The sequence below is a fragment of the Haladaptatus litoreus genome (assembly GCF_900156425.1).
GTDB classification, from domain to species: Archaea; Halobacteriota; Halobacteria; order Halobacteriales; family Haladaptataceae; genus Haladaptatus; species Haladaptatus litoreus.
Genome location: NZ_FTNO01000001.1, coordinates 1,797,406 through 1,811,006 on the forward strand (window position 1 = coordinate 1,797,406; position 13,601 = coordinate 1,811,006).

Annotated in this window: 13 protein-coding genes and 1 pseudogene; 8 read left to right on the top strand and 6 right to left on the bottom strand. The window is 60.1% G+C overall.

The genetic code is table 11. The features are described 5' to 3' along the window. Nucleotides 1-54: 54 nt before the first annotated feature. Nucleotides 55-222: a hypothetical protein gene (locus BW974_RS25565; RefSeq protein ID WP_162833844.1), complete on the bottom strand. Its 168-nt coding sequence runs from the start codon at nucleotides 220-222 to the stop codon at nucleotides 55-57. A 63-nt stretch (nucleotides 223-285) separates the two neighbouring features. On the opposite strand from BW974_RS25565, the gene BW974_RS09465 reads away from it, so the two are divergent. After that, the gene (locus BW974_RS09465) at nucleotides 286-738 is read left to right on the top strand and encodes a hypothetical protein (RefSeq protein WP_076429886.1); all 453 of its coding nucleotides are present in this window, start codon (nucleotides 286-288) and stop codon (nucleotides 736-738) included. Here BW974_RS09465 and BW974_RS09470 read toward each other — a convergent pair. The 3 genes from BW974_RS09470 to BW974_RS09480 form a co-directional block, all read right to left on the bottom strand. Continuing rightward, on the bottom strand, nucleotides 714-905 hold the full coding sequence (locus BW974_RS09470) for a hypothetical protein (RefSeq protein ID WP_175609657.1): 192 nt from the start codon (nucleotides 903-905) through the stop codon (nucleotides 714-716). The two genes, BW974_RS09465 and BW974_RS09470, sit on opposite strands and share 25 nt — an antisense overlap. Nucleotides 906-982: 77 nt before the next feature. Next, nucleotides 983-2,647 carry a Na+/H+ antiporter gene (locus BW974_RS09475; RefSeq protein ID WP_076429887.1) on the bottom strand — a complete coding sequence of 555 codons (1,665 nt, stop codon included), beginning with the start codon at nucleotides 2,645-2,647 and terminating at the stop codon, nucleotides 983-985. A 140-nt stretch (nucleotides 2,648-2,787) separates the two neighbouring features. Then, the gene (locus tag BW974_RS09480; protein WP_076429888.1) at nucleotides 2,788-4,365 is read right to left on the bottom strand and encodes a S8 family peptidase; all 1,578 of its coding nucleotides are present in this window, start codon (nucleotides 4,363-4,365) and stop codon (nucleotides 2,788-2,790) included. 229 nt (nucleotides 4,366-4,594) lie between these two features. On the opposite strand from BW974_RS09480, the gene BW974_RS09485 reads away from it, so the two are divergent. The 7 genes from BW974_RS09485 to BW974_RS09520 all read left to right on the top strand — a co-directional run bounded on the left by BW974_RS09485 (nucleotide 4,595) and on the right by BW974_RS09520 (nucleotide 12,079). Further along, entirely contained in the window at nucleotides 4,595-5,059 is a 465-nt protein-coding gene (locus BW974_RS09485) for an NYN domain-containing protein (RefSeq protein ID WP_076430327.1), read from the top strand. A gap of 31 nt (nucleotides 5,060-5,090) precedes the next feature. Further along, nucleotides 5,091-5,939: a TatD family hydrolase gene (locus tag BW974_RS09490; RefSeq protein ID WP_076429889.1), complete on the top strand. Its 849-nt coding sequence runs from the start codon at nucleotides 5,091-5,093 to the stop codon at nucleotides 5,937-5,939. Between the two features lie 49 nt (nucleotides 5,940-5,988). Further along, nucleotides 5,989-6,570 (top strand): DUF2150 family protein, encoded by a 582-nt coding sequence (locus BW974_RS09495; RefSeq protein WP_076429890.1) that lies wholly within the window; start codon nucleotides 5,989-5,991, stop codon nucleotides 6,568-6,570. 44 nt (nucleotides 6,571-6,614) lie between these two features. Next, a complete protein-coding gene (locus BW974_RS09500) occupies nucleotides 6,615-8,708 on the top strand; it encodes an Ig-like domain-containing protein (protein WP_076429891.1) in 2,094 nt (697 codons plus the stop codon). Further along, nucleotides 8,705-8,941, top strand: a complete 237-nt coding sequence (locus tag BW974_RS09505; RefSeq protein ID WP_076429892.1) for a hypothetical protein — start codon at nucleotides 8,705-8,707, stop codon at nucleotides 8,939-8,941. The genes BW974_RS09500 and BW974_RS09505 overlap by 4 nt, the downstream gene beginning before the upstream one ends. Before the next feature lie 117 nt (nucleotides 8,942-9,058). Continuing rightward, a complete protein-coding gene (gene hmgB, locus BW974_RS09510; RefSeq protein WP_076429893.1) occupies nucleotides 9,059-10,396 on the top strand; it encodes a hydroxymethylglutaryl-CoA synthase in 1,338 nt (445 codons plus the stop codon). 633 nt (nucleotides 10,397-11,029) lie between these two features. Further along, nucleotides 11,030-12,079: a winged helix-turn-helix domain-containing protein gene (locus BW974_RS09520; protein WP_245799982.1), complete on the top strand. Its 1,050-nt coding sequence runs from the start codon at nucleotides 11,030-11,032 to the stop codon at nucleotides 12,077-12,079. Nucleotides 12,080-12,107: 28 nt separating this feature from the next. Here BW974_RS09520 and psmA read toward each other — a convergent pair whose 3' ends face one another. Together psmA and BW974_RS09530 are read right to left on the bottom strand one after the other, a co-directional pair. Continuing rightward, nucleotides 12,108-12,851, bottom strand: coding sequence for an archaeal proteasome endopeptidase complex subunit alpha (gene psmA, locus BW974_RS09525; RefSeq protein WP_076429895.1), 744 nt, complete (start codon nucleotides 12,849-12,851; stop codon nucleotides 12,108-12,110). Nucleotides 12,852-12,943: 92 nt separating this feature from the next. Further along, nucleotides 12,944-13,555 (bottom strand): annotated as a pseudogene (locus tag BW974_RS09530) (proteasome subunit beta); the annotation flags it as partial. Between the last annotated feature and the right edge of the window lie 46 nt (nucleotides 13,556-13,601).

Sequence of the window (13,601 nt, forward strand, 5' to 3'; positions counted from 1 at the left end):
TGTTTTCTCTGTCGCGGAATGCCGGTTCTTTCGTTGGTTCGAAAACGACTCGAATTATGCCGGTTCGACGACGATTTGTCCGTCGCGTTTCTTGAAGACGAGTCGGTCACCCTCCTCGACTTCGATTCCTTCGTCCGCGAACTCCTCGCGAACGGCTTTGATGAGGCTGATTCGCCAGCGTTGGGTGACAGTCGTCGTGCCGAGAATCTGCTCGGAAGACATCACCGATTCCAACGTAATCGGTACTGTTATGGATTTGTAGCTATTTCGACTAAATAGTTAGTAATGACTATTTCGACGCCGAATTTCGTTCGCCGACTGCACGAACGCGGTGCAGATTCAGTCCTCGTTCGCGGTCGGTGTGCGCCGCCCGGAACCATCGAGGACACCGCGACGCTCGACCCGGGTACCGTCGCCACACTGTACGGCGACCATCTTTGCCTCCCACTGCACGTCACAGTGCCGACGGTGAATGGGAAGAAAAAGCGGCGGTTCAGTGCAAACCCGTTCGCAGACGCCATCGACGGGATAGACCAGTTGCTCACGGAGTACGCGCCTGACAGCGTGTGGTTTCGACGGCATGCACAACTCGTCTCCGCTCTCACGCCGCTTGCAGTCGGAATGCTGGAAAGTCGGTTAGCGCGAACTGCAACCGCTATCGGTGCGACGTTCGTAACGTGGACGGAATCCTCGACACCCGCGAACGACGGGCTTTACGACTCCGTCGTCGAACCGTGAGCGCGTGCGAGTAGGGAAGTCGGTTCGGCCGCAATATCCGTACTCTCACACGCCGGGCACTGCACGACGAGCGACCAGTCGAGCGGTTCGATGTCGCTCGCAACGTGAGCGGCGATGTCGAGAAGCAAAACGAACGAATCGGAATGTCCACAGTTTCTGCAAGTCATTGGTAGTCAGACCGACTGGTGTATTCACGTTGTCGGCCGCTCCAAACTGGTTCCGTTTCGGTATTTGAACGTTCGGTTCAGTCGGTGTTGGGAGAGAGTCCGTACTCGTCCATGCGAATGCGCCAGAACTCCGTGTAGGCCTCCTTTTTGGGGTCTTCTCGAACCGTGCTTTCCCCGCTGTCCACACGGTCTAGTTTGAGGTCTACTTCCTCCAACAGTCGTTCGCCCACGTCGTCGCTGACGACGCCGGAACGCATCGCATCCATGATTGCACTCTTTTCTTCTTTTAGCACGCGGCGTTCCCCGACGAGGAGTTCTTCTTGGCGCAAGTCCGGGTTGTCCGTGAGAAGTTGGGAAATTGCGGCGTTCAGGTCGTCTTTTTCCTGTTCATACTCGCCACGGAAATCCTCGTACACATCGCTGGGAAGTTCACCTTTCCGATGCAATCGCTTCGCGGCATTGAGCGCGGAATCCACTGCGCGCGCACGCCCAAGGAGGAGTTCGTACAGTTCCTTTGATTCACTCCGAGTGATGACGCCGAGTCGGTCGAGCAATCTACCCATGGTAAGTCCTTGCACGACGAGGCTGAATGCCGCGACGCCGAACACTATCGCGCGCAGTTGGGTGACACGGGGGAAATCCGGAGGGAGACCGAGCACCAGCGCGATTGGAATCGAGGCGTGAAGTCCGCCCCAAACCATCACGTGCTGATACGAGAACGGCACCGTCCGACTACTGAACCGGTTGACGAGGCCGGTAATCGGGTAGACGATGAGCGCCCGAACCGCCAGCGTTAGCACGATGGCGATGACGATTATCTGCCAGTTGTTGAGCATCTGTGCGATAGGCGTTTTCGCGCCGATGAGGACGAATATGAGCGTGTTGACGAGGAAGGCTGCCGTCTCCCACGTGTTGAAGACCGAAATTTTCGTCTGCGGACTCATCGCATACTCCGCGCCGCGGTTGCCGATGAACAGACCTGCGGCGACGGTAGCGATAACCCCGCTGACGTGCAGGTAGTGTTCCGCCAGCAGGAAACTGCCGTAGGCGAGGATAAGCGTGAGGACGATTTCGGTCATATGCTCGTCCAGATTGACCATGATGCGGTAGATGAGATAGCCAGCGGCGAGACCGACCAGTAGGCCGCCGAGGCTGGCGACGACGATTTCGACACCCGCATCCGCGATAACCGTCGGCGAGATACTTTCAGACTCATTTACCAGCACGAACAGCGTCGAGAAGATGACGACGCCGACACCGTCGTTGAGCAGGCTTTCACCTTCGACCAGCACGGACAGTCGCTCCGGCGCGCCGAGTTCCTCGAACAGCGCGAGAACCGAAACCGGGTCGGTCGGAAGCACCATCGCGGCGAGCAACAGGGCGAGCAAAAGTGGATAGTCGAAGGCGTAGCTTCCGACCCACCCCAGAATGACGACAGAGAGAATCAGGCCGGGCACCGCGAGTGCCAACACGGGAACGATGTTCTCGCGGAAGCGCCCCAAGTCGGTCGTGGCCGCCCCTTCGAACAGAAGGGGCGGCAGGAGAACGAGTAGAATGAGGTCGTGTGAAAGAACGATATCGATGTCGAGATTAAGAATCGAGACGCCGAGTCCGGCGAGAAGCAGGGCGATAGTGTACGGAAATCGCCCGATTTTGGCGACGAAGACGCCGACACCGCCTGCGATGATGAACACAGCGAGCAGGTCTATGAGACCGGCCTCGATTCCCGATGAAGCAACCATGTCTGTCGGTTTGGTAGGGATGTAATTAAGTATTAAAGCCGAGCAACCGGGGATAGTTGCAAAAATTGCGAATCGGTGTCAAAAACGTCGTCACTCGTCGGCTATCGAAACGAGAGAAGGGACCAATCGGATTACTGCGCTTACTGGTACTCGGTGATGGTCAGGTCGTAGCTACCCGAACCACTGTAGGAGTCCACGTCGATCTGTAGCGCAGTCGAGGTGTCTGGGTTGTCGATGGTGATGGTTTCCTGACTGTTCGTGGTGGTGGATGCATAGTCGTAGTTGCCCGGACTTGCGTTGGTCGTCGTCCCCTCGTTGATGAAGAGGTCGAAGTCCGCGTTAGACGGCCCGTCGAGTTCGACGACGATTTGGCTCGGACTGCTGTACTCCCAGTTCCACGAGTAGTCGGCGTAGTCGGCGTAGCTCGACAGCGAGCCACTGACCGTCTCGGTCGTGGAGTCACCGCTTCCGCCATCGTCGCCGCCGTCGTCGCCGCCGCTACCGGGTTCGGTGGTAACCGCATTGTAGGCGTCAACCTGTCCTGCACCCTGTTTGTCCGACGAGAGGCCGATGTCCTTCGCCGTCGCCTTCAGGTGACTTCGGAGTTCGTTGTTCGAGAGACTCGACCATTGTGCGAGCGCCAAACCGGCGACACCGGACGTGACGGGCGTCGCCATCGAGGTACCGCTGAATTGCGCGTAGCTGTCGGTCGGAATCGTGGAGAGAACGTCCACACCGGGTGCAGCGAGGTCAACGTCACCGTACTGGGAGAACGAAGCGAGGTTTTCGTTGCTGTCCACTGCCGAGATAGCCATACATTCGCTGTAGGCCGCCGGATAGGAGACGCTGCTACTCCCGTTGTTACCTGCAGCACAGATGATGAGCGAACCTTGGTTGTTCGCGTACGACACCGCGTTCTTCATCGTGCTGTTGTATCCACCGCCACCAAGGGACATGTTGATGATGTCCGCGCCTTGGTCTGCGGCCCATTCGACGGCGTCCGCGATGTCTGCCGTGGAACCGCTTCCGCTCTCGTCGAGCGCGCGGCCGTTGATGAGCGAGGAGTTGCTCTGTCCGGCGACGCCGGTGCCGTTGTCGATGACTGCAGACGCACAGCCGGAAACGTGGGTACCGTGTTGTTCGTTCGCTGGGTCGTCCGGGTATGGGTCGGAGTCGCCGTCAGCGAAGTCGTAGCCGGGGTTGGATTTGTAGTTCGCCGCGAGGTCTGGGTGGTCGTACTGCGCACCCGTGTCCACGACAGCGATGGTCACGTCAGAAGAACCGAGACCTGCCGTGTCCCACGCTTGGTCTGAGCCGACCTGCTGTGGCGCGTACTGGTCGCCGAACTGCGGGTCGTTCGGCGTCAGTTGCGTCGAGAGCGTCTCGTTTTTCTCAGCGTACTTGATACCGGGACGGTTCTCGATAGCGTTGATGAAGTTCTCACGAGCCGTCTCGTTGCCGGGAACTTTCACAGCGACATATCGAAGCTTGTCGTTTTTGTGAACGATTTCCGCATTGCCCATCGTATATTGGGCAACCTTCTGTTCGATGTCCCCTTCACCCGCAGAGATACCGACCAGCACTTCGTCTTCTTTTGGTCCTGGTTCACGGCCCGGCGTCGCCGCAGTAACCCCACCAAGGGCTGCAGCAGCACCGACTGCGCCGGTCGTTTTCAGGAACGTCCGCCTGTCAAATCGAGATGTGTTGTCGTCTGCCATACAGCACGCTAACAAACCTCCCGCCTATATTTAAATTTTACCTATTTAGTTCGGAAATCTGTAAAATAATATCAATAAATAAAGGCGAAGTGGTCTGGTACTAATTGATGTCGAGAGTTAATTACCAATATTAAATGTAGAGATACACCACAATCGAATGCGTTTCAAAACGACTCCGGCAGCAGTGAGAATCGCCACGGCTATGTCCGGGTATCCGTTAGTTCGACGCATGACTGGCGGCTTGCGGTCGGTACTCGGCGGAACGAGTGACGACGACGACACAACCGTCGCGCTGTTCGTCGATGGCCCGAACGTGCTCCGCGACGAGTTCGACGTGGATTTAGACGACGTTCGAACGGCGGGGCGGGAACTCGGCCAACTCGTGGTTGCCCGGCTCTACCTCGACGAGCACGCGACCCCCGGCCTGATTCAGGCGGCGGAAGCGCGCGGGTTCGAGGTCGTAATCACGAGCGGCGACGTCGACGTGAAACTCGCCATCGACGCGACCGAACTCGCGCTGGACGAGCGCGTTGACGCGCTCGCCATCGCGTCGAGAGATACGGACTTCAAACCAGTGCTGGAGAAAGCGGCGCGAAACGGTATCCGGACGGTCGCCATCGCCCCCGGCGAATACGGCCGTTCGGACGCGCTTCAAAACGCGGCACACGACGCGTTCGTCATCGAAGAAGAGTAGGCGTTTTTTCCCCGGAGCGAGACGGATAGATATGAACGAACTCGGCACGCCGGTACTCGACAATCATCTGCATTTAGACCCGGAACACGGACGGGGAATCGAAGCGGTCAAGGATTTCGCGCGGAGCGGCGGGACGCATCTCTTCGTCGTCAACAAGCCCTCGTGGTTGCTCGGCGTCGAGGCCGAGAGCGGTGACGATTTCAGAACGGTGTTCGACACTACCGTCGATGTCGTCGCGCGCGCAAACGAGATACTACCCGGAAAAGCGTGGCCCGTCCTCGGCGTTCATCCCGGTCTGATTTCGAAGTTAGTAGACGACCGCGGGTACGCGCCCGCGGACGCGCGTGACCTGATGCAGGCTGGACTGGAAGTTGCGAGCGAATATGTCGCAGATGGTTCCGCCCTCGCGCTGAAATCCGGACGACCGCATTACGACGTGACGGACGAGGTGTGGGATGCTTCGAACGCGGTGCTTCGGCGCGCACTGGAGTTGGGCGCGGAAACCGACTGTGCAGTCCAACTTCACACAGAGGGAACCGACGACCTCACCGACGTTGCGGAGTGGGCGGAAGATGCTGACCTCGCGCCCGAGCGAGTCGTGAAACATTACGCAGGTGGGAAGTTGGCGGGCGTGACGCCGAGCGTGATGAGCGAAAAAGAGCGGCTAACGGTCGCCGTGGAGCGTGGTGAACCGTTCCTGATGGAGACGGATTTCGTCGATGACCCCGACAGGCCGGGGGCAGTGATGGGACCGAAAACGGTTCCGCGGCGGGTCAGTTGGATGCAAGAGCAGGGGTACGACGACGGGGTTCAAACGGCCCACGTTTCCACGCCAGAGCGAGTGTACGGGGTAGACACACTCGAAACACTCTCCCGATAGACGCCGACCGAAGGAAAGGCCTATTTATCGTGCTACGCAGGGGAAAGGTATGAGCGCTCCTCCAGAGGAGTTTTACTCCGAAGAACGCTGGCAGAACTGGTTGGACAGAATCAAGGACGAGGACATCGACCCGGAGAACGAGGATTCCGCGCGTCTGCTCCTCAACCTGCAAGACGACGTAGCGATTGCCGTCGCCAAAATCGTCACCGCCTACGACGATGACGACATCGACGAGGAGACGGCCCTCGATGAACTCACGGACATCCGCGAAACCGTGTTGGCGGAAGTCGAGTTCGAGGACGAGGAAAAAGCGATGCTCATCGACGGCGTCCAGACGAGCCTGCTCTGTGTCTTTTACGCCTCGGAGGAGTACGTGGCACACGGGCCAGCAGAGGACGCGGAAGTCGAGGAGTACATCCTCGAAGCAAAGAAGGCCGAAGCCGCGGAGGATCTGGACTCCGCGCTCGGACTCGTCTCCGCCGGTGGAACGCGCATCATTGACGGTGACGAACTCGACATGTCCGTCACAGAGGATATGGACTACGGACTGGTGACGGAGTGGGTAAACGGCCTCGACAGCCTCCTCAGCGCGATGAGCGACCCCGAAGTCGTCGAGGAAGACGGCGAGTAGTAGAGTAACAGGTTTTTTATCCTTTTCCTGTATCTGTCCCATCCATGACGTTCTGGGCGGACGAGCGCGGGGTGACCGTGCAGGTAGGGACGATTTTGCTGTTCGCCACGCTCATCGTCGCCATGTCGGTGTACCAAGCCACGGCGATTCCGAGCCAGAACGCCGAAATCGAGTTTCGCCACAACGAGGAGTTGCAGGGCCAGATGCAGGACGTGCGCAACGCCGTGATTCGGACGGGCGCGACCGGAACCGGCCAACCGACCTCGGTAACCCTCGGGACGCAGTATCCGAGTCGGATGTTTTTCATCAATCCACCGCCGTCCTCGGGAACACTGCGAACCACGGATTTGGGCGCGGTCGGTATCGAAAACGTCACCGCACGCGCACCCGAGACGGCGGACTATCTGGACAGCAGTCGGACGAATCTCTCGTTTTCCACACGGGCGCTGGTGTACGCGCCGAACTACGACCAGTACGGAAACGCGCCTGACACCGTGCTCGAAAATACGGTCATCTACAACCGCGCGGGCGAAGGGAACGCGACCTTGACCGGCCAGCAACTCGTACAAGGGCGAAGCATTTCACTCGTCACGCTCGACGGCTCGCTGTCGAACTCTCAATCAACGACGACGAGTATCGACCCGCGGGCGCTTAGCCCATCTACCACGGAAACCCGTTCGATTCCGGTGGAATCGAACGGAAACGGAAACGTCACGGTGCGTGTTGCGACCGGACTCGGTGAGGAAAGATGGAACGACCTGCTCGCCGACCAGATGGTTTCGAAACCGGGCGGCTACGTGGCCGACGTGAGCGTCGAAAACGGCATCCTCCGGCTAACGCTCCTCGGAACCGATTCGAGTGGAGAATCCGTCACCTACGACCTTCGTATGGCGAAGGTCGGCGTCGGGTCGGAGACGAGCGAAACGAGCGCGACGTACATCACCAACGTCAGCGGCGGTGGTGGCGCTTCCGTCGGGGAGACGACCACGCTCGTCGCGGAAGTCCGCGACCGGTACAACAATCCGGTGAGCGGCGCGAGGGTGAATGCAAGCGGTGGCGTGACGCCGACGAGCGCGCGAACCGACGAAGAGGGCCGGGTTCGGTTCTCGTACACTGCGAACGCTCCGGGAACGGAAACGGTGACGCTCGCCATCGACGACGGGAGCGAGGAACGCGAGCGCGTGGATTTCGATGTGGAAGCAACTGCTGGTGGCGGCGGTAGCGGTGGAACCTACGACGTGGAGTGGATTGCGGAAACCGGACTGGAATGCGACGACGATTTCACCGTTTGTGACCTGAATCGCAGTCAGCGTCGCAGTGCGACGCTGACTGCCGACGTCACCTACTCCGGAGAGCCAGTGACCGACACCACCGTCGATTTCGGCCTGAACGAGACGGGAATCATCACAACCACGTCGAACGCGGAAGCCACGGATTCGAACGGCCGCGTCGAGACGGAGATTCGTGCAAGCGAGACGGGAACCGTTCGACTGTTTGCCGCGAGCGGCGGGGACGCAGACCCGGTCGTGGTTCACGTCACGCAATCGGGTGAACTACCGGGAATCATATACAACGAGGACGCAACGCCGACCCGCGGAAATCGCGGCGGTGGCCCGCAGTCCGGATTCGAGTTCAGCGTCACGAACCAACTGCCGGAGGACGCGACCCTCACGGACGTTCGAATCGACCCACGGGATTCGTCCATCGACGGCTTGAGCGACCCATCCACAGGAGAGGGCCGATATGAAAGCGAACTCCACGTCGAAGCCGAACGGGACGGAACGAGCGACATCGGCAACGGCGTCTCGCTTCCGGCGACCATCGACATCGACAGGGATGGCCAGCAGTTCTCCTACGAAGCGCCGCTCCGACAGGAACCGAGAATCGGCGGCGACGGTGGAACCGCAACGTTCTATCTCTACCAGTTCGAGCGAAACGGCAACCCGGTCGAAATGCGCAACGAGGCCGTGGACATCACGCTGTATTTCGAAAACCACGACCCAGTGGAGTTCACCCTGAACGAGCAGGACGGCGGTGACGATGGCGGCGACGGCGGTCAAAGCGCGGACATCGGTTTCTCGCTCTCGGACACGAGCAGAAACAACAACGCGCGCGCTATCAACTGTCTTACGACGTGACGGAAACGAACGATTTCGACCGTCTGGAAGTCAGGTATAACAATCTAGACGAGAACTACGACGCGGCGAGTGGCCGCTACGAAACCACCGATTCGCGCGGAAAAACGGACCTGTTCACCGCGGGCGGAACGATGGGCGACGACTACGAAATCGTGTTGACCGCTTACGACGCCAGCGGAAACGTCCTCGTCGAGGAACGCACGACGGACACCGCGGACGGAAACGACCCGTAACGATTTCTAACGATTCTGATATTCCGACTGACTCCGATCGACTCTGACTGATTTCGACGGCTGTCGATACTTCCATCGACAAACACTTATACCAAGTCAGACAACGTGGTGGCAAGAATGACAGCCGTCGGTATCGACGCCATCGAAATCTGGACTGGGAAGCTGAAACTCGACCTGCCGGAAACCTTCGCTCCCGTGAAGGACGAAGACCCGGAGAAGTACACGAAAGGACTGGGCCTGTACGCCAGTTCGTTCCCCGACGCGCACGAGGACATCGTGACGATGGGCGCGAACGCGGCCTACCGCCTCATGGACCGAAAGGGCCTGACGCCGGAGGACATCGGCCGCATCGACGTTGCGACCGAGAGCGCGTTCGACAACTCCAAGCCCGTTTCGACGTACATCGCGGGCTGCCTCGAACAGGTGTACGACGGCGACTTCCACCACGCGAACAAGGGCGAGCGCAAGTTCGCCTGCATCGCAGGAACGCAGAGTTTGGACGACGCTTACAACTGGATTAAAGCGGGTCGGAACCGCGGCCGCTCCGCGCTCGTTATCGCAACCGACACCGCGCTGTACGCGCGTGGCGACCCCGGCGAGGCAACGCAGGGCGCAGGCGCAGTCGCGATGCTCATCAGCGAAGACCCGAGCCTCGTGGAACTCTCCACGGAGCAGGGCTACGGCAGTGCTGACGAAACCGACTTCCTGAAGCCCAACCAGCAGTTCCCGAGCGTTGACGGCAAACGCTCGATGCAAGTCTATCTCGCCCGAATGCGCGAAGCCCTCGAAGACTTCGAGAGCGTCGCGGGCGACACCCACCCCGACGACTTCGAGTACATCCCGTTCCACACGCCGTTCCCCGGCATGGTGCGAAAAGCGGGGCTGCTCGGCTATCGACACATGATTCGGGGCACGGATGTCGAAGACGAACTGGCCGAAGAAATCGGACGCCAGCCCCGCGAGGAGGAGTACGACGACCGGGAAGCCTACGAGGAGGCCATCCTCGGATACATGGACGAACTGAAATCGACCGAGCAGTACCAAAGCTGGTACAGCGAAACCATCGACCCGACGCTCGACATCTCCCGCGAGGTCGGCAACTGGTACACCGGTTCCGTCCATATCGCCCGCGCCTCGGCGCTCCGGTACGCCAGCGAGAACGACATCGACGTGACGGGCAAGCAACTCCTCGTCGGTTCCTACGGCAGCGGCGCGCAGGCCGAAATCCACGCCGAAACCATCCAGGACAGTTGGGAGGAAGAAATCAACGACTCAACCATCGACGAGCAGATTCGAGACCGCTACGACCTCTCCTTCGAGGAGTACGAGCAGGTTCACGACCGCCACAACCACGACAAGCGCGTCGAACTCGGTGACTTCACGGAACCCGAAGACGAGTTCGTCTTCACGGGTCGCGGCGAGATGGACGAGCGAACCTACCAATACATCGAATAAGGCGTTGAGTACGGCGAAGTGACGTTCCGGTTTTTCGAGTAACGGTTTCGATTTCTTTGCGTATTTGAGCTACCGAGACGGTTGGTTCTGGTGTGGTGACTGCAGATGCAGGCAATAGGTCACGCTCTCGGTATGGTGATGAGAGGATTGTTGAAAATGCAGCTAGCGATTTTAATGGAGTAAGGAAGACGGCAACTGCTGGCTCCAAGCCACGCCCTCGCTCGGTCAGTCACTCGTAGCTTCGCTACTCGTTACCTTCCTTACTCGCCCGTTGCCTCCAGGCCGCGGGAGGGCCGAGTGCGCTGCACACGGCCCTCAAGGGATTGGTCGTCCTTCCACTGGATGTCGGCAGGACGAGTTTCCACAGAAGACGGTCAACCGAATTTGGCTTGGACGGGCAGGCCATTGGCCTGCCCGTCCTGCGGTTCCTGGAGGCAACGGGCGAGCGAGGAATGAACGACTGCAAGGAGCGAGTGACGAGCGAGGGCCGGGGGAAATCGGAGATTTCCTCGGCCGCGAAAGACTCTGTCTTTCGCAGGCGTGACTTGGAGTCGGCATCAGGAAACGACACGTCGTCACCAAAATCCGCCATTGTCTCAACAGAAAATCCACGCACTACCCATCGAAGTTTCCGTGGACAAACGATTTATCCGAGTCGCCACCCACTGTGCAACCAAGGAACACACCGGACTCACGAACACAGTCAAAAAACTCTCCACCACCAAAATGACGGAAACCGAGTCGGAAACACAGTCGGCGGACGAACTGCCCGAAGCCATCGCCCCCGAAAATGACGACCGAGCAGACCCCACGGACGCCTTCTCGGTGCTTGGCAACGAAATCCGGATGGCCGTCCTTCGCGCGCTCGTAGATGCCGAAGCAGACGGCGAGGACACCCTCGCGTTCTCGGAACTGTTCGAGGCGACCAGCGCCGACAACACGGCGGGCTTTTCCTACCACCTCAGGCAGTTGACCGACCACTTCATTCGGAAAACCGAGGGGGGCTACACCCTGACCTACGCCGGGCGCGAAATCGCCCGCGCGATTCGGGCCGGAACCTACACCGACAGCGTGGATTTCGACCCGATAGAAATTTCAGACCCGTGCCCCTTCTGCCGGGAAGAATCGCTGACCGCACACGGGAAAGACAACTACGTCGCCATCGAATGTTCGGCCTGCGACAGACCGACGCTCACGCTTCCGTTTCCGCCGGGTGGCCACCGCGCGCACGACCGCAACGGCCTGCTGACGGCGTTCGACCGGCACCACCGCCATCGCCTGTCGCTCATGGCCGACGGGGTTTGCCCGGAGTGCAGTGGCCCGACGGCGGCCCAAGTGGGCTATTTCGACGCCGATTCGTCGCTCGAATCCGAATCGAAGAAAAAGCGTCCGCAAGCCCGCTTCGACTGCGACCGCTGTGGCTGTCGCCTTCGCTCGCCTGTGACCTTGGCGGTGCTCGAACATCCCGAAGTCATCTCGTTCTACCACCGCCACGGAATCGACATCCGGGAGCGCCCCGTCTGGAACGTCGGCGAGGAGTGGCGCGAAGCGGTCGTCTCCGAAGACCCGTGGTGCGTGCGGGTTTCGACGGAACTGGATGGAAACGTTCTCGCACTGTTCGTCGCCGAAAATCTGGACGTAGTGACAGCACAGAAAACGACGATTTCGGAGGCAGCCTCGTAGCCAAAAGTAACGAACTCGATTCGATTGCTTACGACGCTCCGTCGGCGAGCAAGTCGAGCGATTCCAAGGTTTCCCGGCGGGCATCGACGCCGAGTTCGCGGTAGGTCGGGTCGATAATCGCCACATCGACTTCCTCGGGTGAGAGCGGTTCGTCTCGCGCTTCCGCGAGCGCCGATAAGACCAATTCGACGCCTGCATCGACCGACGGGTCGGGGTCGTAGTTCGTTTCGAGGTACTCCCGAACCACGTCGTCGTTCGCGCCGATTGCGGTTGCCTGCCACTCGTAGGGCGTCCCCGACGGGTCAGTTTCGAACAGGCGAGGACGCAGCTCACCCTCTGCATTCGTGTCCACCCCGCCGACAAGCAGGGCCGCACCGAACGGTCGCGCGCCCCCCTGCTGGGTGTACTCCTGTACGTGGTCGGTGACGGCTTTCGTGAACGGTTCGACGGCCATCGGTTGGTCGTAGCGCAGACGGTCGGTTTGCGCGCGCCGCCTGCCAAAATCAACGAGCCGGCGAGCGTCCGCGACGTGGCCCGCACTTGCAACCCCGAGGTGGTCGTCGATTTTGTGGAGCTTTTCGATACCTTCCGATTCGAGCAGGGGCGACCGGACGCGCTTGCTCGCAGCCAGCACGACGCCGTCGTGGCCGCGAACCCCGACGCTGACGCTTCCCCGGCGAACCGCCTCGCGGGCGTATTCCACTTGATACAGTCTCCCGTCGGGCGAGAAGATGTTCGTCCCGCGGTCGTAGGCCTGCTGCTGGCCGTTCATGCCGACACCCCCTCGGAACCGGAATCGTCGTCGCTGTCATGGTCATCGCTGACCTCGTGGCTGTCTTCGTAGTCGTCCTCTTCGTGGTCGGCGTAGCTGTCGTAACTACGGACTTCGACGCCGCCCTTCGTGATGGTCGCGATGGTAACTCCGTTGCCACTCGCGGTGTCTCGCTCCGCCGCGGACTCGATTGCCCGGACTGCGACATCGCGGGCGGCGTCGGTCGAGAGTCCGGATTCGAACTCGCGTTCTAAGACGCCGTAGGCGAGTTGCATGCCGCTTCCGCCCGCGACGTAGTCGGATTCCATGACGCTGCCGCCCGCGTCCAAATCGTAGACGTGTGGGCCGGTCGCATCGACGCCGCCGAGGGTCGGGTGCGCGCCGCGGAACGGGCCGTTCCGGAGGAGATTCCCGGTGAGCGTTGCGAGCGCGGACATGTCGATGGTCGTGTCCCGCCGCGTTTCGTAGAGGCTCGTTTCGGCGCGGAGCGTGCGGACGAACGATTGTAAGTCGCCGACTGCACCGGCGAGCGTTATCGCGGCGGTCGGATGAACCTGCTCGACTTTCACCATCTCCTTGTTCGAGACGAACCGGCCGCCGAGGCTGGCGCGGCGGTCTGCAGCGAGCAGAACGCTGTCCTCGGTCGTCAGGGCAACCGTGGTCGTCCCGGTCTTGATTCTCGAATCGGCTAGTGATTCGGACATAACAAAACGAAGGTACTCCGTTCAGAAAAGTGTTATCTAAAATATA

What these genes read in the sequence shown, in the direction of transcription:
- BW974_RS09480 (WP_076429888.1), bottom strand. Translation starts at nt 4,365, where the DNA reads ATGGCAGACGACAACACATCTCGATTTGACAGGCGGACGTTCCTGAAA.
- BW974_RS09475 (WP_076429887.1), bottom strand. Translation starts at nt 2,647, where the DNA reads ATGGTTGCTTCATCGGGAATCGAGGCCGGTCTCATAGACCTGCTCGCT.
- psmA (WP_076429895.1), bottom strand. Translation starts at nt 12,851, where the DNA reads ATGAACGGCCAGCAGCAGGCCTACGACCGCGGGACGAACATCTTCTCG.
- BW974_RS09500 (WP_076429891.1), top strand. Translation starts at nt 6,615, where the DNA reads ATGACGTTCTGGGCGGACGAGCGCGGGGTGACCGTGCAGGTAGGGACG.
- BW974_RS09465 (WP_076429886.1), top strand. Translation starts at nt 286, where the DNA reads ATGACTATTTCGACGCCGAATTTCGTTCGCCGACTGCACGAACGCGGT.
- BW974_RS09495 (WP_076429890.1), top strand. Translation starts at nt 5,989, where the DNA reads ATGAGCGCTCCTCCAGAGGAGTTTTACTCCGAAGAACGCTGGCAGAAC.
- BW974_RS09490 (WP_076429889.1), top strand. Translation starts at nt 5,091, where the DNA reads ATGAACGAACTCGGCACGCCGGTACTCGACAATCATCTGCATTTAGAC.
- hmgB (WP_076429893.1), top strand. Translation starts at nt 9,059, where the DNA reads ATGACAGCCGTCGGTATCGACGCCATCGAAATCTGGACTGGGAAGCTG.
- BW974_RS09470 (WP_175609657.1), bottom strand. Translation starts at nt 905, where the DNA reads ATGACTTGCAGAAACTGTGGACATTCCGATTCGTTCGTTTTGCTTCTC.
- BW974_RS09485 (WP_076430327.1), top strand. Translation starts at nt 4,595, where the DNA reads ATGACTGGCGGCTTGCGGTCGGTACTCGGCGGAACGAGTGACGACGAC.
- BW974_RS25565 (WP_162833844.1), bottom strand. Translation starts at nt 222, where the DNA reads ATGTCTTCCGAGCAGATTCTCGGCACGACGACTGTCACCCAACGCTGG.